The sequence below is a fragment of the Pseudomonas sp. W2Oct36 genome (assembly GCF_041060465.1).
Taxonomy (GTDB): domain Bacteria; phylum Pseudomonadota; class Gammaproteobacteria; order Pseudomonadales; family Pseudomonadaceae; genus Aquipseudomonas; species Aquipseudomonas graminis_B.
On the sequence record NZ_JAUERW010000010.1, the window covers coordinates 111,253 to 134,651 of the forward strand.

General features: G+C 59.4%; 21 protein-coding genes. 7 read left to right on the forward strand and 14 right to left on the reverse strand.

Annotated features, from left to right (window positions below; genetic code table 11):
• Positions 1-156: 156 nt before the first annotated feature.
• Positions 157-1,044, forward strand: a complete 888-nt coding sequence (locus tag QWI18_RS15135) for an acyltransferase (protein ID WP_369319173.1) — start codon at positions 157-159, stop codon at positions 1,042-1,044.
• Between the two features lie 48 nt (positions 1,045-1,092).
• Here the strand turns inward: QWI18_RS15135 and QWI18_RS15140 are convergent, their stop codons facing one another.
• The 9 genes from QWI18_RS15140 to glyA all read right to left on the reverse strand — a co-directional run bounded on the left by QWI18_RS15140 (position 1,093) and on the right by glyA (position 11,380).
• Entirely contained in the window at positions 1,093-1,656 is a 564-nt protein-coding gene (locus QWI18_RS15140) for a DUF2780 domain-containing protein (protein WP_369319174.1), read from the reverse strand.
• An 87-nt stretch (positions 1,657-1,743) separates the two neighbouring features.
• Positions 1,744-2,334 (reverse strand): DUF1190 domain-containing protein, encoded by a 591-nt coding sequence (locus tag QWI18_RS15145; RefSeq protein ID WP_369319175.1) that lies wholly within the window; start codon positions 2,332-2,334, stop codon positions 1,744-1,746.
• Positions 2,335-2,520: 186 nt separating this feature from the next.
• Complete coding sequence (fdhA, locus tag QWI18_RS15150; RefSeq protein WP_369319176.1) at positions 2,521-3,720, reverse strand: formaldehyde dehydrogenase, glutathione-independent; 1,200 nt, start codon at positions 3,718-3,720, stop codon at positions 2,521-2,523.
• A gap of 118 nt (positions 3,721-3,838) precedes the next feature.
• A complete protein-coding gene (gene purU / locus QWI18_RS15155) occupies positions 3,839-4,696 on the reverse strand; it encodes a formyltetrahydrofolate deformylase (protein WP_065991274.1) in 858 nt (285 codons plus the stop codon).
• 32 nt (positions 4,697-4,728) lie between these two features.
• Positions 4,729-5,361 carry a sarcosine oxidase subunit gamma gene (locus QWI18_RS15160; protein WP_369319177.1) on the reverse strand — a complete coding sequence of 211 codons (633 nt, stop codon included), beginning with the start codon at positions 5,359-5,361 and terminating at the stop codon, positions 4,729-4,731.
• 153 nt (positions 5,362-5,514) lie between these two features.
• Complete coding sequence (locus QWI18_RS15165; RefSeq protein ID WP_369319178.1) at positions 5,515-8,535, reverse strand: sarcosine oxidase subunit alpha; 3,021 nt, start codon at positions 8,533-8,535, stop codon at positions 5,515-5,517.
• Positions 8,532-8,846 (reverse strand): sarcosine oxidase subunit delta, encoded by a 315-nt coding sequence (locus tag QWI18_RS15170; RefSeq protein WP_369319179.1) that lies wholly within the window; start codon positions 8,844-8,846, stop codon positions 8,532-8,534. Before QWI18_RS15170 ends, QWI18_RS15165 begins: the two co-directional genes overlap by 4 nt.
• Positions 8,847-8,860: 14 nt before the next feature.
• Entirely contained in the window at positions 8,861-10,111 is a 1,251-nt protein-coding gene (locus QWI18_RS15175) for a sarcosine oxidase subunit beta family protein (protein WP_065991270.1), read from the reverse strand.
• Between the two features lie 15 nt (positions 10,112-10,126).
• Entirely contained in the window at positions 10,127-11,380 is a 1,254-nt protein-coding gene (gene glyA / locus QWI18_RS15180; protein ID WP_192134982.1) for a serine hydroxymethyltransferase, read from the reverse strand.
• 330 nt (positions 11,381-11,710) lie between these two features.
• On the opposite strand from glyA, the gene QWI18_RS15185 reads away from it, so the two are divergent.
• Both QWI18_RS15185 and QWI18_RS15190 read left to right on the forward strand, forming a co-directional pair.
• Positions 11,711-12,448, forward strand: a complete 738-nt coding sequence (locus tag QWI18_RS15185) for a hypothetical protein (RefSeq protein WP_369319180.1) — start codon at positions 11,711-11,713, stop codon at positions 12,446-12,448.
• A 333-nt stretch (positions 12,449-12,781) separates the two neighbouring features.
• Positions 12,782-13,249, forward strand: coding sequence for a hypothetical protein (locus QWI18_RS15190; protein WP_192134986.1), 468 nt, complete (start codon positions 12,782-12,784; stop codon positions 13,247-13,249).
• Between the two features lie 57 nt (positions 13,250-13,306).
• Here QWI18_RS15190 and alaC read toward each other — a convergent pair whose 3' ends face one another.
• Together alaC and QWI18_RS15200 are read right to left on the reverse strand one after the other, a co-directional pair.
• Positions 13,307-14,524, reverse strand: coding sequence for an alanine transaminase (gene alaC / locus QWI18_RS15195; protein WP_369319181.1), 1,218 nt, complete (start codon positions 14,522-14,524; stop codon positions 13,307-13,309).
• A 260-nt stretch (positions 14,525-14,784) separates the two neighbouring features.
• Positions 14,785-15,510, reverse strand: coding sequence for a TraX family protein (locus QWI18_RS15200; RefSeq protein WP_369319182.1), 726 nt, complete (start codon positions 15,508-15,510; stop codon positions 14,785-14,787).
• Positions 15,511-15,627: 117 nt separating this feature from the next.
• On the opposite strand from QWI18_RS15200, the gene QWI18_RS15205 reads away from it, so the two are divergent.
• Complete coding sequence (locus QWI18_RS15205; protein ID WP_296311304.1) at positions 15,628-16,668, forward strand: low specificity L-threonine aldolase; 1,041 nt, start codon at positions 15,628-15,630, stop codon at positions 16,666-16,668.
• Between the two features lie 67 nt (positions 16,669-16,735).
• Here QWI18_RS15205 and QWI18_RS15210 read toward each other — a convergent pair whose 3' ends face one another.
• Positions 16,736-17,038 (reverse strand): cell division protein ZapA, encoded by a 303-nt coding sequence (locus tag QWI18_RS15210; RefSeq protein ID WP_065991262.1) that lies wholly within the window; start codon positions 17,036-17,038, stop codon positions 16,736-16,738.
• Positions 17,035-17,268 (reverse strand): hypothetical protein, encoded by a 234-nt coding sequence (locus QWI18_RS15215; RefSeq protein WP_065991261.1) that lies wholly within the window; start codon positions 17,266-17,268, stop codon positions 17,035-17,037. The genes QWI18_RS15210 and QWI18_RS15215 overlap by 4 nt, the downstream gene beginning before the upstream one ends.
• Positions 17,269-17,583: 315 nt before the next feature.
• Here QWI18_RS15215 and QWI18_RS15220 point away from each other — a divergent pair, with 315 nt between their 5' ends.
• On the forward strand, positions 17,584-19,209 hold the full coding sequence (locus QWI18_RS15220) for a methyl-accepting chemotaxis protein (RefSeq protein ID WP_369319183.1): 1,626 nt from the start codon (positions 17,584-17,586) through the stop codon (positions 19,207-19,209).
• Between the two features lie 75 nt (positions 19,210-19,284).
• Here the strand turns inward: QWI18_RS15220 and gbcB are convergent, their stop codons facing one another.
• On the reverse strand, positions 19,285-20,385 hold the full coding sequence (gene gbcB, locus QWI18_RS15225; RefSeq protein ID WP_065991259.1) for a glycine-betaine demethylase subunit GbcB: 1,101 nt from the start codon (positions 20,383-20,385) through the stop codon (positions 19,285-19,287).
• Positions 20,386-20,714: 329 nt separating this feature from the next.
• On the opposite strand from gbcB, the gene gbcA reads away from it, so the two are divergent.
• Together gbcA and QWI18_RS15235 are read left to right on the forward strand one after the other, a co-directional pair.
• A complete protein-coding gene (gene gbcA / locus QWI18_RS15230; protein WP_192134996.1) occupies positions 20,715-22,013 on the forward strand; it encodes a glycine-betaine demethylase subunit GbcA in 1,299 nt (432 codons plus the stop codon).
• Positions 22,014-22,388: 375 nt separating this feature from the next.
• The gene (locus tag QWI18_RS15235; RefSeq protein WP_369319184.1) at positions 22,389-23,390 is read left to right on the forward strand and encodes a hypothetical protein; all 1,002 of its coding nucleotides are present in this window, start codon (positions 22,389-22,391) and stop codon (positions 23,388-23,390) included.
• Positions 23,391-23,399 lie beyond the last annotated feature (9 nt).

Here is a 23,399-nt window from a genome sequence, read left to right on the forward strand (position 1 = left end):
TGGTTCGCGGCAGGCTTCGCGCTCAGGGCCAAGCGAGCCAAGCATAGGGAGCCTACTGACAAAGGCGTGAAACATTCGTCGGTATCGCCAGGGATTTTGCGCCAACCGCGCGGCCTGCTTATCATTGCGCGCCACCCTGTCGACCGCGAGTGCCTTATGCGTCACCTGCTCACCGGAATTGCCGTCACGCTGCTGCTTCTGCTCAATACGCTGGTGCTGATCGGCCCACTGATGGTCTTTGCGCTGCTCAAGTTGGTGTTCCAGAGCGAGATGCGCGACAACTGCTCGGTGGCAGTGATGTGGATCGCCGAGACCTGGTGTGAAATCAACAAGCTGATTTTCAAAATCTGCCTGCCAACCCAGTGGGAAATCCGCGGCGACGAAGGCCTGCGTGGCGATACCTCCTACCTGGTCATCGGTAACCATCAGTCGTGGGTAGACATCCCGGCGCTGGTGCAGGCGCTGAATCGACGTACACCCTTCTTCAAATTCTTCTTAAAGAAAGAACTGATCTGGGTGCCGTTTTTGGGGCTGGCATGGTGGGCACTCGATTACCCGTTCATGAAGCGCTACACGAAGGCGTTTCTGGCCAGGCATCCCGAGCTCAAGGGCAAGGATCTGGAAATCACCCGCGAGGCATGCGAGCTGTTCAAACGTCAGCCCGTGACCGTGGTGAATTACCTGGAAGGCACACGCGTCACCCCAGCCAAGAAAGCCCAACAGGCTTCGCCCTATCGTTACTTGCTAAAGCCCAAGGCAGGCGGCGTCGCATTCGTGCTGGCGGCGATGGGTGAGCAGCTGGACGCGGTGCTTGATGTGACGGTCGTTTATCCAAGCGAGCGCATCCCGGGGTTCTGGGACTTGCTATCAGGACGAGTGCCGCGGGTGATCGTCGACATCAAGACCCGCGAACTCGACCCTGCGCTGTGGCAGGGCGATTACGAGAATGACCCGGTGTTCCGCGTGTATGTGCAGAACTGGGTCAACCGGCTGTGGCAAGAGAAGGATGCGCGGATCGCCGGGTTACGCGGCGCGATTGCTTAGCACATCCTTAGCAGCAAGCGCCCCGATTGCCGGGGCGCCGCAACTACATTACTTGGCGCCCCAGACGCCACTCAACGCCTGCAACGCCGAACCGCCGGCGCCTTGCTGACCGAGGTACTGCAGAATCACCGGCACGAACTGGCTGACCATGCTGCTGTTCATGCCCAGCGCGCTGAACGCCTTGTTCACATCGCCCATGCTCTGCACGTTGCCCAGCGCACTATCCAAGGCAGAGTTGCTGCTTCCGGAGTTGCCCAGCAGACCGCCAAGACCACTCAGGCTGCCGAGAGCCGATGTGCCGGCCAGTTGATCAAGGCCTGGCACTGATTTGCTCAGTTGCGAATAGTCATTGCCGGCGAGCTTGTTCTTGGCCAGCCCCAACAAGGCGCCCGTCCCGCCCACCGCTTGCTCCGGCGTGACGTTCAACTGCGTGCCCAGCGTGTTCAATAGCCCGGCTGCCTCGGGCGCGGCGGTTGCCTTTTGCTGACCGCCGGTTGCGTTGGAAACGGCATTGGCCGCGTCATTCAGATTGAAAGCGAAGACCGGCGTGACTGCGAGCGCCATCAGGCTCGCCAGCGCAGCACTGCGTACGTTTTTCAGTGAAACTTTCATCGCAACAACCTCGTTTGCCGGGAGACCGGCCGTGGCCGGGTAAACACGCGTTGGACCGCCCCTCGAAGGGAAGTTCCACCCGAGGCCTCAGGGTTTGCTCACATAAAACAAGCGCTGCGGCTCGAAGGTTCGCGCCAGCCGTTGATCTGCCGCCGTCGAGCCCGCCTGCAGGCGTCGGTGGCGAATGAACGCCTTATCGAAATGCTCACCGCTGTGAAGCTTTTCGCGCAGGCTGATCAAGCGCGTACCGCCCCGATGATCGGCGCCACGATAAAGCGGTTCACTGAAGAGGCGCACCTGTGAGTCGGGGCTACCCCCGGTGGATGTCAGCTGAACCTGGGTGATGATCGCGAAACCGGACAACCAGGGCGACCAGAGCCGGGACACGTCGGCAGCGAAACACTCACCCGGGGTGAAATCAGCCTCGCAGTCCGCCAGCTCACGGTAGGTCGGCGCGATGCGCACATGTTGGCGGTAAGCGGCGCGGTATCCGGCCTGACAGACCGCCGGCGCCATACCGGCCCAGACGCAGGCGTTGGGGTTTTCAAAGAACATCTCCGACGATGCCCAGCCCGAAGAAACAGGCTCGAGATGAGCGCTCGTCAGCGTGGCGGGCAAGACAATGAGCGGCATCGCGACGAGGAAATGAATCGATGTTCTAACCCACCAGACAAGCATGCATGACCCGCCACCTGAAAAACCGGCCGGACAAATAACACGGAGATAAGGCAGCTGAAACAAGCAGGAATGGAATTCTAACGCTCCCCAACCATTTTCAGAAACGCCCTACAAATGCCGGACTAGAGGCCTACGTCAGGCATAAAAAAAGCGACCCGAAGGTCGCCTTTTGAGAGCGTCATAGGATCACGCGGCGCTGAACAGTTTGTGCGGGTCGATGACGAATTTCTTCGGCACACCGGCATCGAACTCGCCGTAACCGCGCGGGGCGTCGTCGAGGCTGATGACTTCCACGCCAACCACGTCGGCAATGTTGATGCGGTCCCACATGATCGCCTGCATCAGTTGACGGTTGTACTTCATGACCGGCGTCTGGCCGGTGTGGAAGCTGTGGGATTTTGCCCAGCCCAGACCGAAACGAATGCTCAGTGCGCCGACCTTGGCGGCAGCGTCCACGGCGCCCGGGTCTTCCGTCACGTAAAGGCCGGGAATGCCGATCTTGCCGGCGACGCGAACCACGCCCATCAGCGAGTTGAGTACGGTGGCCGGTGCCTCGGCCTTGGCGCCCGCGTGCCCATGGCCCCGTGCTTCGAAGCCTACGGCATCGACGGCGCAGTCCACTTCAGGCTCGCCCAGCAGATCGGCGATCTGCTCGTGCAGCGGGGTGTCTTTCGAGAGGTCGGCGATCTCGAAACCCTGGGCCTTGGCGTGCGCCAGACGCACCGGATTGACGTCACCGACAATGACGACTGCCGCGCCAAGCAAGCGCGCTGAAGCGGCGGCGGCAAGCCCCACGGGACCGGCGCCGGCGATGTACACCGAGCTGCCCGGACCAACACCGGCAGTCACCGCGCCGTGGTAGCCGGTGGGCAGGATGTCGGAGAGGCAGGTCAGGTCGCGAATCTTCGACATCGCCTTGTCGCGATCAGGAAGTTTGAGCAGATTGAAGTCGGCATAGGGCACGAGCACGTATTCGGCCTGACCGCCGGTCCAGTCGCCCATGTCGACATAACCGTAGGCACCACCGGCGCGGGCCGGGTTGACGGTCAGGCAGACGCCGGTGTGTTGCTCTTTGCAGGATCTGCAACGGCCGCAGGCGACGTTGAAGGGCACGGACACCAGGTCACCGATCTTCAGGTTTTCGACGTCGCTGCCTTTCTCGACCACCTCACCGGTGATTTCGTGACCCAGTACCAGGCCGACCTGGGCAGTCGTTCGGCCACGCACCATGTGTTGATCGGAGCCACAAATGTTGGTGGAAACCACGCGCAAGATCACCCCGTGCTCGATCTTCTTGCCGCGCGGGTCCTGCATTTTGGGATAGTCGATTTTCTGTACTGCGACCTTGCCCGCGCCCAGATACACCACACCACGATTACCAGACATGCCATCACCTCTTTATTTATTGTTGGATAGAGAGTGGATCGGTTTCGAGCGGCAAGCTACACGCCGCAAGAAGTGTGCACGCCGCCTTTTCTTGCGGCTTGAAGCTTGAATCTACCACCTACAGCACCACCGTCCTGTTGGCATTGAGAAACACACGTCGCTCGATGTGATAACCCACCGCTCGCGCCAGGGTCAGGCCTTCGATGTCGCGGCCCTTGGCGATCAGGTCTTCAGGATAGTGACTGTGGTCGACCACTTCGACGCCCTGGGCGATGATCGGCCCTTCGTCGAGGTCGTTGTTGATGTAATGCGCCGTCGCGCCGACCAGTTTCACGCCCTTGTTGTAGGCCTGATGATACGGCTTGGCGCCTTTGAAGCCCGGCAGCAGCGAGTGATGAATGTTGATCGCCTTGCCATCGAGCTTGCGGCACAGCTCCGGCGACAGCACTTGCATGTAGCGGGCAAGCACCACCAGTTCGGCGCCGGTGTCTTCGATCACCTTCATCACCCTGGCTTCCTGCGCCGGTTTGTCATTGGGGTCGAGGGGGAAATGGTAGTAGGGAATGTCGTGCCAGCGCGCCAGCGGTTCGAGGTCCGGGTGATTGGAAACGACGGCGACCACGTCCATGGACAGCTGATTGATGCGCTGTCGGTAGAGCAGATCGTTAAGGCAGTGGTCGGCCTTGGACACCATGATCACCACCTTCGGGCGATAGTTCGGGGCGGTGAGCTCGAAGATCATGCCGAAGGATTCGCCGCGCTCGGCGAGGCCTGCACGGAAAGACGCTTCGTCAAACCCGTCCGGTTGACGGAATTCGACACGAATGAAGAAGCGACTGGACAGACGGTCATCGAACGAATGGTGCTCGGTGACGTAGCAGCCCTGCTCGAAGAGATAACGCGTCACCGCGTCCACCGTGCCCAGCACGCTGGGGCAGTCGGCGGTCAGAATCCAGGTATCGGGGGCGCGGCTCATAGGTATTCCTTGATCGTGTGGTCAATCCGGGATCAGGCAGCGACGCTCAAACCATACTCCGCACTCGCATCCTGCAGCCACATCCACCAGTAATCGGCGAAGCTTCGGCGGATGACCAGTTCCCAGGCCTCTTCGCCGGTACGGCGGATCACCAGTTGCGATTTGGCGAATACCGTGCCGATGGCCTTGCCGACCGGGAAATTGTTCGGGTGTACGTCGTAGCTGGTGGATTTCATCAGCACTTCGCGGACCTTCGGGCCGGTCAGTTCCAGCAGCGATTGCCCGCCGCTGACGTTGACGACAGCGATGTGTAAACCGGCGAGCGCTTCGCGCAGCGTCTGCTCGACGGCGAACTCTTCACCGGTCGGGACGATCAGCAGCCACTCATCCGGGCCAAGCCACTGGATCGAGCTATCGCCGCTTGAGACCAGCGCCAGCGCGCCCGGCAGTTCCATGCCCAGCGCCTTGTGCACGCCCGCCGCGAACGCCGGGTCGTGCCCGTTGCCGCGAATGGTCAGATGGCCGAGCAGTTTTTTCTCCCGCAGCACGACGCCCGGATTGCTGCGGCCTTTGCCGATCAGGCTCTGCAGGTCAGCATGAAACAGCGGCGACTCGGCTTTGGCGTCGGTCGCTGGCCGCTGTTGGTAAACGTTGGCTGTGGTCATAGAGCACCTGTGTTGAATTCTGTTGTTTCAGTGAACACGTTCCCGTAGGAGTGAGCTTGCTCGCGATCGCGGTGTGTCAGTCACCAGATGTATGCCTGATCTCACGCCATCGCGAGCAAGCTCACTCCCACAGGGATGTCAGCAAGCCAAGACTTACTCCACGTTCTGCTGATCACCCTTCGGATCAAAGAACACCGAGGACACGATCTCCGCCTCGATCACCGACCCATCCGCCAGTGGCGCAAATACCCGCTCGCCCATGCGCTTCAGCCCGCCCTTCACCACACCCATGGCAAACGAGTAACCCAGCGAGTTCGCCGCATAACTCGACGTCACGTGGCCCACCATCTTCATCGGAATCGACTGCTTCGGATCGAACACCAGTTGCGCGCCTTCCGGCAGCCACTGAGTCGGATCAACCGGCTTCAGACCGACAAGTTGCTTGCGATCTTCCCGCACGCAGTCCTCTCGATTCATGCCGCGCTGGCCAATCCACGAGAACGGCTTGGTGCGGCCGACACACCAGCCCATATTCAAATCGTCCGGGGTCATCGAACCGTCGGTGTCCTGGCCGACGATGATGAAGCCCTTTTCGGCGCGCAGGACGTGCATGGTTTCAGTGCCGTACGGGGTCAGGTTGTACTGTTTGCCGGCTTCGGCGATTTTTTCCAGAACGCCCATGGCGTAGTCGGCCTGGATGTTCACTTCGTAGGAAAGCTCACCGGTAAACGAAATCCGGAACACTCGCGCCGGCACACCGGCCACCAGCCCCTCTTTCCAGGTCATGAACGGAAACGCTTCACGGCCCAGGTCGATGTCGGTCACTTCGCTGAGCAGCTTGCGGCTGTTCGGCCCGGACAGGGTCAGGGTCGCGTAGTGATCGGTGACGGAGGTGAAGTACACCTTCAGGTCCGGCCATTCAGTCTGTTGATAGATTTCCAGCCACTGCAGCACGCGTGCGGCGCCACCGGTCGTGGTGGTCATGATGAAGTGGTTATCGGCGATGCAGGCGGTCACGCCATCGTCGAAGACCATGCCGTCTTCCTTGCACATCAGGCCGTAACGGGCCTTGCCCACGTCCAGTTTGGTCCAGGCGTTGGTGTAGATCCGGTTCAGAAATTCCCGCGCATCCGGGCCTTGAATGTCGATCTTGCCCAGCGTCGATGCGTCCAGCAGACCGACGCTGTCGCGCACGGCCTTGCATTCGCGGCGCACGGCGGCGTGGATGTCCTCACCGGTTTTCGGGAAATACCACGGACGCTTCCACTGCCCGACGTCTTCGAATTCGGCGCCGTTCTTGACGTGCCAGGCGTGCAGCGCGGTGAAGCGCACAGGCTCGAAGACGTGACCGCAGTGACGGCCTGCGATGGCGCCGAAGGTCACCGGCGTATAGTTCGGACGGAACATAGTGGTGCCCATTTCCGGGATCGACACGTTCAGCGAACGGGCGGCAATCGCCAGGCCGTTGACGTTGCCGAGCTTGCCCTGGTCGGTACCGAAACCCAGCGCGGTGTAGCGTTTGACGTGCTCGACGGACTCGAAACCCTCGCGGGTCGCCAGCTCGATGGCCGCTGCAGTGACGTCATTCTGCAGGTCGACGAATTGCTTCGGCGCCCGCGCAGTGCCCTTTTCGTGCGGTACCTGAAACAGCGCCAGTGTTGGTTCTTCCACACGGCTCAGCGCTTTCGGCAGTACGCCTTCGACCGGTTTGAAACCGGCTTCACTGGCGGCACGAACACCCCCTTCAAAACCGTCGGCCAGCGAGTCGCCGAGCGCGTAAACGCCATTTACACCGCCGACGCAGACACGTTTCTGCGGCGCTTCGCCCGGCACGAAACCGAGGATGTCTTCGCGCCAGACCGGCTTGCCACCGAGGTGCGAAGCCAGGTGAACGATCGGGCTGTAACCCCCGGAGCTGGCCACCAGATCGCAGTCGAGCCATTCACCAGGGCTGGCCACTTTGTGGGCTTTGACATCGATGGCAGCCACGCGGGCGGCACTGACGCGCTTGCTGCCACGGGCTTCCACCACGGCGCTGCCGGTCAGGATCCGAATGCCTTTGGCGCGGGCCTCTTCCACCAACGCACCGCGCGGGTTGTGACGCGCATCGGCGACGGCCACCACGTGCAGGCCAGCGTCGAGCCAGTCCAGCGCCACGCGATAGGCGTAATCGTTGTTGGTCGACAGCACCAGTTTCTTGCCCGGCGCCACGCCATAACGGCGCACGTAAGTAGAAACGGCGCCAGCCAGCATGTTGCCCGGTACGTCGTTGTTGCCGTAAACCAGTGGACGCTCGTGGGTGCCGGTCGCCAGCACCACGCGCTGGGCGCGAACCCGGTGCATACGCTGACGTACCTGGCCGATTGGCGCGCGGTCGCCGAGGTGATCAGTCAGCCGCTCGTGAATGGTCAGGAAATTGTGATCGTGATAGCCGTTCACCGTGGCGCGCGGCAGCAGGGTGACGTTGGGCAGGCCTTTGAGTTCGGCCACCACCATCGCTACCCATTCCGCTGCCGGTTTGCCGTCCAGACTTTCGCGGCTGTCCAACAGGCTGCCGCCGAATTCTTCCTGCTCGTCCGCCAGGATGACCCGAGCACCGCTGCGCGCAGCCGCCAGTGCAGCGGCCAGACCTGCAGGGCCGGCGCCGACTACCAGCACGTCGCAGTGCTGGTTCATGTTGTCGTAGGTGTCCGGATCGAGCTCAGTCGGCGAACGCCCCAGGCCCGCCGCTTTGCGGATGTACTTCTCGTAGGTCATCCAGAACGACTGCGGGTACATGAAGGTTTTGTAGTAGAAACCCGGCGGCATCAGCTTGCCGCCGACCTTGCCGAGAATGCCCATCATGTCGGTGTTCACGCTCGGCCAGCCGTTGGTGCTGGTCGCGACAAGGCCCGAGTAAAGCGCCTGTTGCGTGGCGCGCACGTTGGGAATCTGCGTGGCTTCGGTGGCGCCGATCTGCAGCACCGCGTTCGGCTCTTCGGAACCTGCCGCAAAGATGCCGCGGGGCCGCGAGTACTTGAAGCTGCGGCCGATGATGTCGACACCGTTGGCCAGCAAGGCGGCGGCCAGGGTATCGCCTTCAAAGCCCTGGTAGGTCTGGCCGTTGAAGTTGAAATTCAGGACTTTGCTGCGATCGATGCGGCCGCCGTTGGGCAGGCGATTGGACTGGCTCATAGCTGATCCCCCTTTCTGATCGCAGGCGCAGGGTTGACGAACTGAGGCTGCGTGCCGATCGGATAGGTTTCGAGAATTTCGTAGGTCACGGTGTCACGCGTGGTGTTGAAGTACTGCCGGCAGCCCGCTGCGTGAATCCACAACTCGTGGTGCAGGCCGCGCGGGTTGTCGCGGAAGAACATGTAATCGCCCCACTCTTCGTCGGTGCAGGCCACTGGGTCCAGCGGACGCGGGATATGGGCCTGACCGGAGACGTGGAATTCCTCTTCGGAGCGCAGTTCGCCACAGTGAGGACAGAAGATGTGCAACATGGGAAAGTCCTCTGTTAGTGGGCTACGGCTGCAGCGCCGTGTTCATCGATCAATGCGCCGTTGTGGAACCGGTCGATTGAGAAGGGTTTGGCCAGCGGGTGCATTTCGCCTTTCGCCAGGCTTGCAGCAAACACGTTGCCCGAGCCCGGCGTCGCCTTGAAGCCACCGGTGCCCCAACCGCAGTTGAAGAACATGTTCGGCACAGGCGTCTTGGAAATAATCGGGCAGGCGTCCGGCGTGGTGTCGACGATGCCGCCCCACTGGCGGTTCATGCGCACCCGCGACAGCACCGGGAACATCTCGACGATGGCCTGAATGGTGTGCTCGATCACCGGGTACGAGCCGCGCTGGCCGTAGCCGATCCAGCTGTCAATACCGGCACCGATCACCAGATCGCCCTTGTCGGACTGGCTGATATAACCGTGTACGGCGTTGGACATGATCACGCTGTCGATGATGGGTTTGATCGGCTCCGATACGAGCGCTTGCAGCGGATGGGATTCCACCGGCAGACGGAAACCGGCGAGCTTGGCCATGTGGCCGGAATTGCCGGCCGTCACCACGCCGACGCGCTTGGCGCCGATGAAGCCCTTGTTGGTTTCAACGCCGATGCACACGCCGTTTTCTTTGCGGAAGCCGGTCACTTCGGTCTGTTGAATCAGGTCCACGCCCAACGCATCGGCGGCACGGGCATAGCCCCAGGCCACGGCGTCATGACGCGCCACACCGCCGCGACGTTGCACGGTGGCGCCGATGATCGGGTAGCGGGTGTTTTTCGAGCAGTCGAGGTACGGAATTTCTTCAGCCACTTGCTTGCCGTTGAGCAGCTCGCCATCGACGCCGTTCAAGCGGTTGGCGCTGACGCGGCGCTCGGAATCACGCATGTCCTGCAGGGTGTGGCACAGGTTGTACACGCCGCGCTGGGAGAACATGACGTTGTAGTTGATGTCCTGGGACAGACCTTCCCACAGTTTCATCGCGTGTTCGTACAAGTGCGCGGATTCGTCCCACAGGTAGTTGGAACGCACGATGGTGGTGTTGCGCGCGGTGTTACCGCCGCCCAACCAGCCTTTTTCGACCACAGCCACGTTGGTGATGCCGTGCTCTTTGGCCAGGTAATAGGCCGTTGCCAGACCATGGCCGCCGCCGCCCACAATCACGACGTCGTAGACCTTTTTCGGGGTCGGCGTGCGCCACATGCGCTGCCAGTTTTCGTGGTGGCTGAGGGAGTGTTTGAAGAGGCCGAAGCCCGAGTAATGCTGCATGGTGCGACTCCTGACTCAGCGGTAAACCGGGAAATCGGCGCACAGCGCGGAGACCTGCTCGGCAACGTTGGCCTCGACATCGGCGTCGCCGAGGTTGTCGAGGATGTCGCAGATCCAGCCGGCCAGCGTGATGCACTGGGTAACTTTGAAACCGCGCGTGGTCACGGCGGGGGTGCCGATGCGCAGGCCCGACGTCACGAACGGCGATTGCGGATCGTTCGGCACGGCGTTCTTGTTGACGGTGATGTGCGAGCGACCCAATGCCGCGTCAGCGTCCTTCCCGGTCAGGCCCTGACGGATCAGGCTGACGAGGAACAGATGGTTATCGGTCCCGCCCGAAACGACGTCGTAACCGCGATCAATGAACACCTGCGCCATGGCCTGGGCGTTGTCGATCACTTGCTGTTGATAGGCTTTGAAACCCGGCTCCATGGCTTCTTTGAAGCAGACGGCTTTGCCGGCAATCACGTGCATCAATGGGCCACCCTGTGCGCCCGGGAACACGGCGGAATTAAGCTTCTTCTCGATCTCTTCGTTGGCTTTGGCCAGGATCAAACCGCCACGTGGACCGCGCAGGGTTTTGTGGGTGGTGGTGGTGACCACATCGGCGTACGGCAGCGGGTTCGGATACAAACCGGCAGCGACCAGACCGGCGACGTGGGCCATGTCGACGAACAGCAGCGCGCCCACTTTGTCGGCGATCTGACGGAAGCGCGGGAAATCCAGGGTTTTGGAGTAGGCCGAGAAACCGGCAACGATCATCTTCGGTTTGTGCTCGACGGCCAGTCGCTCGACTTCGTCGTAATCGATCAGGCCGGTGGCAACGTCGATGCCGTATTGAACGGCGTTGTACAGCTTGCCCGAGGACGACACTTTGGCGCCGTGGGTCAGGTGACCGCCATGGGCCAGACTCATGCCCAGCAAGGTGTCACCCGCTTGCAGCAGCGCCAGGTAAACCGCGCTGTTGGCCGACGAACCGGAATGCGGCTGGACGTTGGCGTAATCGGCGCCGAACAGGAGCTTGGCGCGATCGATCGCCAGTTGCTCGACCTTATCGACGTGCTCGCAGCCGCCGTAATAACGTTTGCCGGGATAACCCTCGGCGTATTTGTTGGTCAGGCCGCTGCCCTGAGCCTGCATCACGCGCTTGCTGGTGTAGTTCTCCGAGGCGATCAGCTCGATGTGGTCTTCCTGACGCTGCTCCTCGGCACTGATCGCGGCCAACAGTGCATCGTCATACCCCTGAATCTGGTCTTGCTTGCTGAACATCGCGGTTCTCCCAGCGGCGGCGCGGCGCCTGAATGATCGACAGGGCCTTGAACTGCCCTTTGGCCACGATGGTATGGCTGACGCTGACAGCCCAGATGCCTACGCACGCCACACAAAGGCGCGTTTACGACATGGGTCAACGGGGAGCGAGATTTGCGCGGCTCTGCGCGCAGCAGACTGCCGGTCCTGAGCAAGCCGCGAATCCTCGGCACGCCACAACGCCTCAGACCAATGGGCACGGGGACTGTCAAAACTGACAGTATTCAAATAGCGATGACAGGCTTACTTTTGGGCCCACGGAATGCCAGCTACTCAATCAAGGGAATGATCATGGGCACAATCGCAAGGTCGCATACGCTAACTCCCCAGTTGTGGAAAAGCCTGAGGGGGAAACACGTCAGTCGGCAGGGGCCTGCTACTGAGCCGCTGCTCTTTCTGACTCAAGGCGTGTTCCATACGGTGGATATAGAAGGCTCGGTCAAGCTGAGGATTATTCGCGAACTGAACTCAGCTGAGGCGCTGATTGCCGTCTACGTCGAGGATTCGGACGAAGTTCTTTCGGCCACAGTCGCAGTAGGCGATGCCAGGCTTTATGCGACCCCCCAAGACATCGTTCATCAGGACGGCGGGTACTATTCGGTCATTCTCAAGATCATTTCCTATCCGGACGCAGAAGTGGTCGCCGATATCTACTTATGGGAACTACCGCCCATCGCGGCACCGCAGTCCGTCGAATCCGACCTTGCGCTGTATCTTCCAAAAGGCTCGACTTTTTACGTAAGTCCCTCTGAAGAAGACATTGTGATGGACAGAACGTTGAGACTGTCTGCAGACCGCCAAATATCGGTGAACATCCGTACTGTTGAGGGACGTAGTTACTCGAAAACAGTCACGGAAGCCGAAGCAACTCGATGTGCCGCGCCCGGTGATTATTACGTGGAGAGCGGTTCCAATGAGTTGTCGGTCGTATACGGCATAACCACTCGTCCCGAATCAGCCTCATCGCCGATCCTCAAGCATATGTCGCTGCCGGATGCGCCGAGGTCCCGTCATGAGCTCGGCAAATAAGTAACGATATTCAGTGTTTTGCGCAGTGAGCCCGTCCAGTCCGAAGCAGGTAGACCGAGTGTCGCAATCGGACCGTTTTGGCAACGCTCGACAATACATCTGGAGCATCGCAAATCCACTCTCTTTTACGAACCACGGCGGCATCACCTGTCATTTCTGACAGTAGACGTGCATGGCGCATGAGCCTAAATTGAAAGTGCAGTTGATTTGGGATAAGTGGCTTCAGCCCTGAGCATTACTACTTGACGATCCCAGCAAGCCTGAACCCCAAACTTAAGAGTTATTGAGCGCATGTAAACCTAATACTCATCCAAGCTAAAAAGGACTGACGACATGACTGACACAAATAACGTTGAAAAACAGTATATAAAGCTAACAGCGGGACCCATTCCAATCAATGAAGCAATGTTCTATGTTTATCCCGGTGACTGGTACCGCTGGATACCCTCTGGAGGCGATCAAGTGGTCTTATACAGAGTGTTCGACTACGACACGGATATGCAGGAAGTCGCTGTAGGATTCTACGCCACCACACCCGGAGGCCAGGAAAAGATAACCAAAAAAACAGATCCAGCGCTGGATCTCATCACCAACGGTTATTACTTTAAGGTTCAGGCCAACGACTACATTCGCATTGACTTTTTGAACACGTTCAAAGTCTTCAATAAAAATGTTGTTTTTGATGAGCTCGCAGACGAGGCAACGGTTGAGCTTCTGGTTGAGGCCGTGGAGGATCAGAACAAACCGCGAGTGTCATTTCGTCCGCCCTCACAGGATCGACGAGTCACCGATGAATTGTAAACGCTTGCAAAACCTAAGCTCTCCCCTGCTACTGCAAGGGAGAGTTTGATAATTGAATCAGAGTAACTTCGCAGGCAGCAGTCCATCCGCCCTGAACATCCCGCGAATACCGCGTATAGCCTGACGGATGCGGTCCTGATTCTCGATAAGCGCAAAGCGCACATGGTCGTCGCCATATTCACCAAAACCGACGCCAGGCGACACGCAGACTTTGGCTTCGGCCAGCAGTTTCTTCGCGAACTCAAGTGACCCGAGGTGCGCATAAGCCTCTGGAATCTTGGCCCAGACGTACATCGACGCTTTCGGGTTTTCGACCATCCAGCCCAGTTCGTGCAGGCCTTTGACCAGCACGTTACGACGCTGGCGGTACTGCTCGGCGATGTCGAGCACGCACTGTTGATCGCCTTCCAGCGCAGCGATGGCGGCGACTTGCAGCGGCGTGAACGTGCCGTAATCGTGGTAGCTCTTGATCCGCGCCAGTGCATTGACCAGCTCGGGATTGCCGACCATGAAGCCGATGCGCCAGCCGGCCATGTTGTAGCTCTTGGACAGGGTGAAAAACTCCACCGCAATGCCCTTGGCGCCTGGGACCTGCATGATCGACGGGGCTTTCCAGCCGTCATAAACGATGTCGGCGTAGGCCAGGTCGTGAACCACCAGCACGTCGTACTGTTTGGCAAGGGCAACGACGCGCTCGAAAAAATCCAGCTCGACGCATTGAGCGGTCGGATTGGATGGGAAACCCAGAATCATCATCTTCGGTTTGGGGATCGAGCCGCGAATGGCTTTCTCCAGCTCGGCGAAGAAGTCCACGCCCGGCACCAGCGGCACGGAGCGCACCTGGGCGCCGGCGATCACGGCGCCGTAGATGTGAATCGGGTAACTGGGGTTCGGCACCAGGACGGTGTCGCCCTGATCCAGCGTGGCGAGCATCAAGTGCGCCAGGCCTTCCTTGGAGCCGATGGTGACGATGGCTTCATCTTCTGGATCGATGTCGACGTCGTAGCGTTTTTTATACCAGCTGGAAATCGCCCGACGCAGACGCGGGATGCCACGCGAAGTCGAGTAGCCGTGAGTGTCTTCACGTTGGGCGACGGTGACCAGTTTCTCGACAATGTGCGGCGGCGTTGCCCCATCGGGGTTGCCCATGCTCAGGTCGATGATGTCCTCACCACGACGACGCGCAGCCATTTTCAGCTCGGCGGTGATGTTGAACACGTAAGGGGGGAGTCGATCGATGCGCGCAAAGCGGCGCGGCGAACCTTGGTCTGCCATGGAAACCTCTGAAGACGTAAGCGCCCGGAACCGTCCGAGCGACGCTGGCCACTGCGGTGGCCTGAGGCGGAAGATACGGGCGGTGACGGCGGTTTGTCTAGAGCGACACCGAGAAACTGATGGTGCTCACACGGGCCTCTTCCCGGTCCCACTAACACACCGAGTTTCGACAGTAGGACCGGCTTTAGCCGGGAAGGCGTCCGAGGTCGCGACGCGAAACCAAGGGCGCACACGCTGCGTAAATGTCCTCCAAACCACCGTCATTCGATGATCTGCCGCAGCCCGAAGAGCAGCAAAAAATGCACCGGATAAATCAGGTACGCCCACCGCCGCATCGGCCACACCCCGAATGCCGGGCGCCCGCGAACAATCGCTAACCCCAACAGCGGTGCCAGCAGACAGGCCGTCAGGGCGCCGATGGAAATCGGGTCGCCCCACAGCATGCCATCAATGATTTTCGGCCACTCGTTGCTCAACAAGCAGACAATCCCCGGCACAATCGCCAGCCATAACGAGGTCCGCAACACGAGCACAAACGCCAGCGGCAGCAACACCCCATACATGCCGAACATCAACTGCGGTCCAAACAGCGCACCGATAACCAGGGCAGCGATCCCCAGCAGCCGCGCAGGCCATGACCGACTCATCCCGCCCTGCGCAACCAGCAAACCCAGCGCCAGCGTCGGCAATACATTGAGCGTCGTGACCTCACCCGCCATGTAAATCCGATAGGGCAGCTCCGCGATCACAGAAAACACGGCCAGCCAGGCCAGATATTTCCACTTGATCGACGAATCCACTTCGCGCCGGCCAGTGCGCACGACGTTCACCGCGATCGCCAGGCAGAACCAAGGGAATGCCAGGCGCCCCGGTACGTACAGCCAATTGGCGTGCCAGCCGACATAGCGCAGGTGGTCCATCACCATGCTCAGCATCGCCAGCCACTTGAGCAGGTCCAGCGCGCGATCACGCGCGGGTAAGGTCATTGATTTCGTTTCGGTCATATTGCTTCGCTGCCTGGCTGAATTTTCCGACGCAAGAATGCATGACCAAACCGATCAACTTTGGTTACAGTCGCAGGCTTCGATTACAGGGAACCGGCCATGTCAGACCAAAGCCAGCAGTTTGCCAGCGACAACTATTCGGGAATCTGCCCGGAGGCGTGGGCGGCCATGGATCAAGCCAACCACGGGCACCAGCGTGCCTATGGCGACGACCAGTGGACAGCGCGCGCGGCCGATCAATTCCGTCAGTTGTTCGAAACAGACTGCGAGGTGTTCTTCGCCTTCAACGGCACAGCGGCCAACTCCCTGGCGCTGTCATCCCTCTGCCAGAGTTACCACAGCGTCATTTGCTCGGAAACGGCTCACGTCGAAACGGACGAATGCGGCGCGCCGGAGTTCTTCTCCAACGGCTCCAAACTGCTGACCGCACGCAGCGAGAACGGCAAGCTGACACCCGCGTCCATTCGTGAAGTCGCGCTCAAACGCGCCGACATCCATTATCCGAAACCCCGAGTGGTCACGCTGACCCAAGCCACGGAAGTGGGCAGCGTGTATCAGCCGCAAGAGCTCGAAGCCATCAGCGAGACCTGCAAGGAGCTGGGCCTGAACCTGCACATGGACGGTGCCCGCTTCGCCAATGCCTGCGCGTTTCTGGGTTGCTCGCCTGCGGAGCTGACCTGGAAAGCCGGCGTTGATGTGCTGTGCTTCGGCGGCACCAAAAACGGCATGGCAGTGGGCGAGGCGATCCTGTTCTTCAATCACAAGCTCGCCGAAGACTTCGACTACCGCTGCAAACAGGCCGGGCAACTCGCCTCGAAGATGCGTTTTCTGTCGGCACCGTGGGTAGGTTTGCTGGAAAACGACGCCTGGCTCAAGCACGCACGCCACGCGAATAGCTGCGCGCAGTTGCTGGCGGATCTGGTCAAGGATATTCCCGGGGTGGAATTGATGTTCCCCGTGCAGGCCAACGGCGTTTTCCTGCAATTATCGGAAGCGGCCATTGCTGCGCTGACCGCACGAGGCTGGCGCTTCTACACCTTCATCGGCGTCGGTGGCGCGCGCTTCATGTGTTCGTGGGACACCGAAGAAGCCCGCGTAAGGGAGCTGGCAGCGGATATCAGGCTGGTGATGGGAAGCTGAAAACAGCTGGCCCGTCACCGGCAGGTTGCAGCCCATCAGCAGTCAGCGGATGGGCTGCACCGGCGCCTCACCCCTGAGCAATCACCTTCTCGATCACCTCGACCGTCGCGCTGACCTTGTCTTCATAACGGCTCAGCGCTTCGGCATGTTGTTGCTTGAGTTCGATCTGCTTTGAACACAGGTTCAACGCCGCCAGCACCAGCAAGCGGTCGCCGATCAGCGTCGGGTAACTGCGCTTGGTTTCGAACAGTGCCGATTTCAGCATCGACACAGCGTCCATCAAAGTCTGCTCTTGGCCGGCAGGTGCCTTGATCGTGTAGTCGTTGCCAAGGATGGAAATAACCTTGGCGCCGTCCTGATCGGTGATCATGCGTCAACCGCGCTGACGCTGGTGGCGCGATCGACCAACGCCTGAATACGCGCAGCCGTTGCACCCTGTTTCTCTTCCTGCTCCATCAGGCTCAACTGCAGACTGTCGTTGTCATCCCTGGCTTGTTTCAACTCTTCGGCGAGTTGTGCGTTCGTGTTCTGCAGCTCCTGATTGTGCTGTACCAGGTCACTGACGAGCTTTTCCAACTGGCTTAGGGATGCTTCCAACATTTTGATATCTCAGGCAAATTTCAAAGGGCGCGTACGATAAAGAAAAGTCACTTTAGCTACCAGTGAAATCAGGGCATTCATGCCACTACACCGACCAACAAGCATCTCCACAACTCTATTCCGCAAACGCATAGCGGCCCTGATTGACTCCATTTTCGCGATCTTGTTCCTGCTGCTCGTCAGGTCATCGACTGCGACATAACCGCGCAGCGCAGAGGAACGGCATCAAGTCCCCGTAAAGACGACCGATAAACGGTGCATCTCTGTCCCTTCTCACTTTCGCCTCGCATGGATCGCGGCCTCTCTGGAACCGTAATGTCCCTACGTAATTTGAATATAGCGCCCCGCGCTTTTCTTGGATTTGCCGTCATCGGCCTCCTGATGCTGATTCTGGGCGTGTTCGCTCTCTCGCAAATGAACAAAATCAACAACGCCAACGTCGCCATGGCCACCAAAAGCATGCCGAGCATCAAGGCGCTGGATAAATTGACCGAAGGCAGCATTCGCCTGCGTGTTCTGTCCTATCGCCTAATGCTGAACCGCGACCCCGACACGCTGCAGAAAACCACTGAATTGTTTGCCATGCGCAACAAGCAGATCGACGACGCCCGGACAATCTACGCCAAGATGATTTCCGCGCCCGAAGAGCAGTCGGCCTACGACCAGTACGTCAAGTTGCTCAACGACTACCGCCAGCTTGAAAGCCGTATGAAGACGCTGAGTCAGGCCAACGACATGACCGAGCTGACCCGTTTGCTCAGCGCCGATCTGCAGACCAATTCAGACCAGATGAACGTGGTGCTCGCCAAGCTGATTGAGATGAATACCCAACAGGTCAATGAAGCCAGTGCGACGGCCACTCAACAGTATTCGACCGCGTTCACGATGGTCGTCACGCTGCTGATCATTGCCACTGTGCTGACCGTGTTGTTCGCCTGGTTGCTGACCAACAGCATCACCCGACCTATCGCTTCGGCACTGAACGCCGCTGAAGACATTGCCGAAGGCGATCTGACGCGCACCATCAACGTGGACGGAACCGACGAAGCAGGCCGTTTGCTGGCCGCGATGCTGAAGATGCAGTCCAAGCTGCGCGACACCCTGCAGCGTATTTCCGGTTCGGCGACCCAGCTCGCTTCGGCCGCCGAAGAGCTGAACGCTGTCACCGACGAAAGCGCGCGCGGCCTGTCCCAGCAAAACGACGAAATCGAACAGGCCGCCACTGCGGTCAACCAAATGACCAGCGCCGTGGAAGAAGTCGCACGCAACGCTGTGAGCACCTCGGAAGCGTCGAAGAACGCTACGACGTCCGCCAGCGATGGCCGTGATCTGGTGCAGGAAACCGTCACCGCCATCGAACGCATGAGCACCGACGTGCAAAGCACGTCCGCCTTGATCGGCAATCTGGCGGACGAGTCCCGCGACATTGGCAAGGTGCTGGATGTGATCCGCGGTCTGGCGGACCAGACCAACCTGCTGGCCCTCAACGCCGCCATCGAAGCGGCCCGTGCGGGTGAAGCGGGTCGCGGGTTTGCTGTGGTTGCCGACGAAGTCCGCGCCCTCGCCCACCGCACCCAGCAGTCGACCAGCGAAATCGAGCGGATGATCGGCAGCATTCAGGGCGGTACCGAGCAGGCTGTGAACTCCATGCGCAGCAGCACTGAACGCGCCGAGTCCACCCTGAACATCGCCAAAGGCGCAGGCTTGGCTCTGGACACCATTAATAGCGCCGTTGTGGAAATCAATGAACGCAACCTGGTGATCGCCAGCGCGGCGGAAGAGCAGGCCCAGGTCGCTCGGGAAGTGGACCGCAACCTGGTCAACATCCGCGACCTGTCGACCCAGTCGGCCACCGGCGCGAATCAGACCAGTGCTGCCAGCAACGAGCTGTCGCGCCTGGCCGTGGATTTGAACGGGATGGTTGCGCGCTTCAAGGTTTAACCGACGTTAAAGCGCCGACTCCACACCGAGTCGGCTCTTTAGGCCGCGGAGAGCGTTTGAGGACGGCGTCAGGCCTCAATACTCAATCCGGACATCCCCCTTCGGCACGCTGCAGCACGCCAGGATGTAGCCTTCGTCCACGTCGTCATCGGTGATGCCGCCGTTGTGTTCCATCTCGACCTCCCCGCTTAGCTTCATCACCTTGCACGTACCGCAGATGCCCATGCCGCATGCCTTGGGAATCATCAGGCCAAGCTTGGCAGCCGCCGCATGGACGGTTTCGCCCGGCGCGACGCGGATACTCTTGCCGGTGTCGGTGAATTCAACCTGATTCAATTCAGCGACATCCAGATCCGGCGCATCGGCGGCCTGTTCGGCATGCTCCACGGCGTCAGCGCGGGCTTCCGGTGGCGTCGCGCCAAAGGATTCTTCATGGTACTGCGCCATGTTGAAACCGTTGGCTTCAAGCAACCGCTTGACCGCACTCATGTACGGCGTCGGCCCGCAGCAGAACACCTCCCGCTCCATGAAATCCGGGGCCATCAGTTCGAGCATCTTCTGGTTCAGATAACCGCGATAACCTGCCCACGGCTCACCCAACCCGTGCTTTTCACAGACGATGTGCAGGGCGAAATTATTGATTCGCGACGCCATCTGCTCCAACTCGCGGTGGTAGATGATGTCTTTTGGCGAGCGCGAACTGTGCACGAAGACCATGTCGACGTTAGCGTTGGTGTCGTAGTACCAGCGTGCCATGGACATGACCGGCGTGATGCCGACCCCGCCGCTGAGGTAAAGGATTTTCGGGTTCGGGAAATCGATGGCGTTGAACAGACCCACCGGCCCGTGCACCGCCAGCTCCTGGCCTTCGTGCAGCGTGTCGTGCAGCCAGTTTGACACCTTGCCGCCGGGCACACGCTTGATGGTGATAGAAAAGCTATAGGGCACCGAAGGCGAACTGGAGATGGTGTACGAGCGCATGATTGGCACGCCGTCGATTTCCAGCTCCAGGGTGACGAACTGGCCGGGCTTGAAGAAGAACAGAATCGGCTGGTCGGCCATGAAGCAGAACGTGCGCACGTCCCAGGTTTCCTGGATCACTTTGACGACCCGTACCAGGTGGCGGCCGTTGGCCCACGTCTGGGTGTTGACCGGGCTGAGGAAACTCTGGGACATACTCACTCTCCACGGCCGACGGTCGGCCTCTCATGGTGGCGATTCTGCGTAACGCGCGAGCCGCCTATTTACCTATCAGCGACATTCACATACTTATGGCGACCAGCCCCGGTCTATAGGGGCCGCGCCGTCGGAAACGGATTCGGCCATGTCGCCCATGGATAAGGTTCAGGTCGCGCCCGGCTCCACACTCGCCATCAATTCATTACAGATTCTTTATCCATCGGCCTGAGCGTCAGAAATCACTGCCGCCTCGCGCGCTTCGCTACACACCCACCGTATCAGCCACATTCGTAGACTGCGCAAAGCGCGGCCTGAGGACTTGAAAGATGGACGTCACCGCAACTCTGAGCTTGGGCGATCCGCTGGAACCTGCGCGCAAGGCGACTGCCGAGATGCTGCACACCCGCGAGCGCACATACTCGCTGCCGCAGCCTTTCTACAGCGATGAGCGGCTGTTTGAAATCGACATGCAGGAAATCTTTCAGAAAGAGTGGCTGATCGCAGGCATGAGCTGTGAAGTGCCGGCCAAAGGTAACTTCCTCACCCTGCAGATCGGCAAGAACCCGATCCTGGTCGTGCGCGGACCGGACGGCTCGATCAATGCGTTCCACAACGTCTGCCGCCACCGCGGTTCTCGCCTGTGCACCAAGGAAAAAGGCAAGGTCGCCAAGCTGGTTTGTCCTTACCACCAGTGGACGTACGAACTCGACGGTCGCCTGCTGTACGCGGGCACCGAGATGGGTGCGGACTTCGACATGAAGGCGTTCGGCCTCAAGCCTGTGCACTGCAAAGTGGCGGGGGGTTACATTTTCATCAGCATGGCCAGCAACCCTCCCGCCATCGACGCGTTTCTGCAGACGCTGAATCACTACATGGAACCGTATGACATGGAGAACACCAAGGTGGCGGTGCAAACCACCCTGGTCGAAAAAGCCAACTGGAAGCTGGTGCTGGAGAACAACCGCGAGTGCTACCACTGCAACGGTTCGCATCCCGAGCTGCTGAATACCTTGCTGGAGTGGGACGACGTCACCGACCCACGCGCCGACCAGGCATTTAAGGACCACGTTGCAGCCTCCGCCGCCGCCTGGGAGGCCGAAAAAATTCCGTTCGCCCACGCCAGCTTTGGCCTGCGCAACCGCATCGTGCGCATGCCGCTGCTCAAAGGCACCGTCTCGATGACGATGGATGGCAAGCAAGGCAGCAAGAAACTGATGGGGCGCATCCAGAACCCGGACCTGGGCTCGATGCGCATCCTGCACCTTCCCCATTCATGGAACCACTGCATGGGCGACCACGTGATTGTGTTCACCGTGTGGCCGGTCAGCGCACAGGAAACCCTGGTCACCACCAAGTGGCTCGTCCACAAGGATGCTGTCGAGGGCGTGGACTACGATGTCGCTCGCCTGCGTGAAGTCTGGGACGCCACCAACGACCAGGACCGCCGCCTGGCCGAAGAAAACCAGCGCGGGATTAACTCCGTCGCTTACCAGCCGGGGCCGTATTCGAAAACGTACGAGTTCGGCGTGGTGAACTTCATCGACTGGTACAGCGCCAAATTACTGGAAAACATGGGCGCCGAGCCTGCTTCTTATCTGAAGGGGGTGGCGGTAAATCACGAGTAGGTTCTTACCTGGCGGGTTTGAGCTGACACCTTCGCGGGCAACCGCACTTCTACAGACATTCGAGCTGTAGGAGCGCGCTTGCCCGCGCTGCGTTTTGGGTGTCTGTGCGGAAGTTTTGAATAAAGGCACAGGAGGTCGTTCGCAGCTTTTTCGACTTATCAGCCACTGCCTCCTACAAAAAAACCTGAGTTAAATCATAGAGTTATTCAGACCGACCTACGACATCACTGAAGCGGCCTACAGGAAGAACAGAAGTTTCACCTCAGCAATCGATGTGAATGACGATCAGCGCCTGTTATCAGTACAGCACTCGTAGCAAATGATGAGGCTTTTTAAGCGCTCATCGACAGTGTGCTCCCAGAGGTACTTATGCGGATGATCGATTTTATCACCGAGACACTGAGGGCCAGGAAAAGACTGTTCATAAGCGCCACCGCACTTACCGTTCTATTGAAGCTGTCCACTCTAGCGCCAGCCCTGTTGCTGGGAAAGATTATTGATAACCTCTCTGTCGCAGAAGATGTCGCTTCACTCACACTTAGCGATTTACTGATTATTCTTTGCGGCGCTGTGCTGCTGCAGTCCGTGTTGCACCCGCTTCAGACTTATCAACTGGTGAAGCTCGTGCAGACAACACTGGCAGACTTCTCCACCGAATGGTCTGAAAAAATACTGGGCAAAGAGTTTGAGCAATTTTCGTCCCTTCGGATTGGCGGGCTCATCAAATCCGTGGAACGAGGAATAACTGCTCACGAGAAGTTTCTGATTTTTTTCATCACATCAGGGTTTCCGCTGCTGATTGAACTGGCTTTGATCGCGAGCATCTTTGCCTACTTGGGCGGCGCACTGATGTTCACCACCCTGCTGGGTGTTTCTGTCGGCTACATCTTGCTCTACCACCAGCTGATCTGCTGGCGGCGCCCTTATCTGGTTGCCGTCAATGATGAAGATGACAGGGTGTCGTCCAAGCTATTCGAAACCCTGCAGGCAGGCAAAATCCTGAAACTCGAGCAGGCTTGCGGCCTCGCCATGAAACCGCTTCGCCAGAGCTACACAGAGTACGCACACGCGGCAACACGAGTGGCAAGTACCGGCGCTGTTCTCAGTTCGATCAAAGTTTTGTACATCGGGCTGTCCACGGCCGGGCTGCTTGCCTGGGGCGTCAGTGACCAGGCTTCCCTATCTCCACGCTTGTCTGTTGGGGAGCTGGTCGCCGTATTTTCGCTGGCTGGCATGTTTCTCAGTAATTGCAGCGCTTTGGCAGAGGCCTATCGGGCACTGGATCAGTTTTCGGTAGACAGACAGAGGCTTCTGAAAATCTTGTCACTGGAGGATCTTGTAGAGGTACCGCAAGAACCTTTACCTGAACCTTTATGAAGACTGGAA

Excerpts from the sequence above, each read along its gene's own strand:
- QWI18_RS15135 (WP_369319173.1), top strand. The coding sequence starts at position 157 with ATGCGTCACCTGCTCACCGGAATTGCCGTCACGCTGCTGCTTCTGCTC.
- QWI18_RS15140 (WP_369319174.1), bottom strand. The coding sequence starts at position 1,656 with ATGAAAGTTTCACTGAAAAACGTACGCAGTGCTGCGCTGGCGAGCCTG.
- QWI18_RS15145 (WP_369319175.1), bottom strand. The coding sequence starts at position 2,334 with ATGCTTGTCTGGTGGGTTAGAACATCGATTCATTTCCTCGTCGCGATG.
- fdhA (WP_369319176.1), bottom strand. The coding sequence starts at position 3,720 with ATGTCTGGTAATCGTGGTGTGGTGTATCTGGGCGCGGGCAAGGTCGCA.
- purU (WP_065991274.1), bottom strand. The coding sequence starts at position 4,696 with ATGAGCCGCGCCCCCGATACCTGGATTCTGACCGCCGACTGCCCCAGC.
- QWI18_RS15160 (WP_369319177.1), bottom strand. The coding sequence starts at position 5,361 with ATGACCACAGCCAACGTTTACCAACAGCGGCCAGCGACCGACGCCAAA.
- QWI18_RS15165 (WP_369319178.1), bottom strand. The coding sequence starts at position 8,535 with ATGAGCCAGTCCAATCGCCTGCCCAACGGCGGCCGCATCGATCGCAGC.
- QWI18_RS15170 (WP_369319179.1), bottom strand. The coding sequence starts at position 8,846 with ATGTTGCACATCTTCTGTCCTCACTGTGGCGAACTGCGCTCCGAAGAG.
- QWI18_RS15175 (WP_065991270.1), bottom strand. The coding sequence starts at position 10,111 with ATGCAGCATTACTCGGGCTTCGGCCTCTTCAAACACTCCCTCAGCCAC.
- glyA (WP_192134982.1), bottom strand. The coding sequence starts at position 11,380 with ATGTTCAGCAAGCAAGACCAGATTCAGGGGTATGACGATGCACTGTTG.
- QWI18_RS15185 (WP_369319180.1), top strand. The coding sequence starts at position 11,711 with ATGGGCACAATCGCAAGGTCGCATACGCTAACTCCCCAGTTGTGGAAA.
- QWI18_RS15190 (WP_192134986.1), top strand. The coding sequence starts at position 12,782 with ATGACTGACACAAATAACGTTGAAAAACAGTATATAAAGCTAACAGCG.
- alaC (WP_369319181.1), bottom strand. The coding sequence starts at position 14,524 with ATGGCAGACCAAGGTTCGCCGCGCCGCTTTGCGCGCATCGATCGACTC.
- QWI18_RS15200 (WP_369319182.1), bottom strand. The coding sequence starts at position 15,510 with ATGACCTTACCCGCGCGTGATCGCGCGCTGGACCTGCTCAAGTGGCTG.
- QWI18_RS15205 (WP_296311304.1), top strand. The coding sequence starts at position 15,628 with ATGTCAGACCAAAGCCAGCAGTTTGCCAGCGACAACTATTCGGGAATC.
- QWI18_RS15210 (WP_065991262.1), bottom strand. The coding sequence starts at position 17,038 with ATGATCACCGATCAGGACGGCGCCAAGGTTATTTCCATCCTTGGCAAC.
- QWI18_RS15215 (WP_065991261.1), bottom strand. The coding sequence starts at position 17,268 with ATGTTGGAAGCATCCCTAAGCCAGTTGGAAAAGCTCGTCAGTGACCTG.
- QWI18_RS15220 (WP_369319183.1), top strand. The coding sequence starts at position 17,584 with ATGTCCCTACGTAATTTGAATATAGCGCCCCGCGCTTTTCTTGGATTT.
- gbcB (WP_065991259.1), bottom strand. The coding sequence starts at position 20,385 with ATGTCCCAGAGTTTCCTCAGCCCGGTCAACACCCAGACGTGGGCCAAC.
- gbcA (WP_192134996.1), top strand. The coding sequence starts at position 20,715 with ATGGACGTCACCGCAACTCTGAGCTTGGGCGATCCGCTGGAACCTGCG.
- QWI18_RS15235 (WP_369319184.1), top strand. The coding sequence starts at position 22,389 with ATGATCGATTTTATCACCGAGACACTGAGGGCCAGGAAAAGACTGTTC.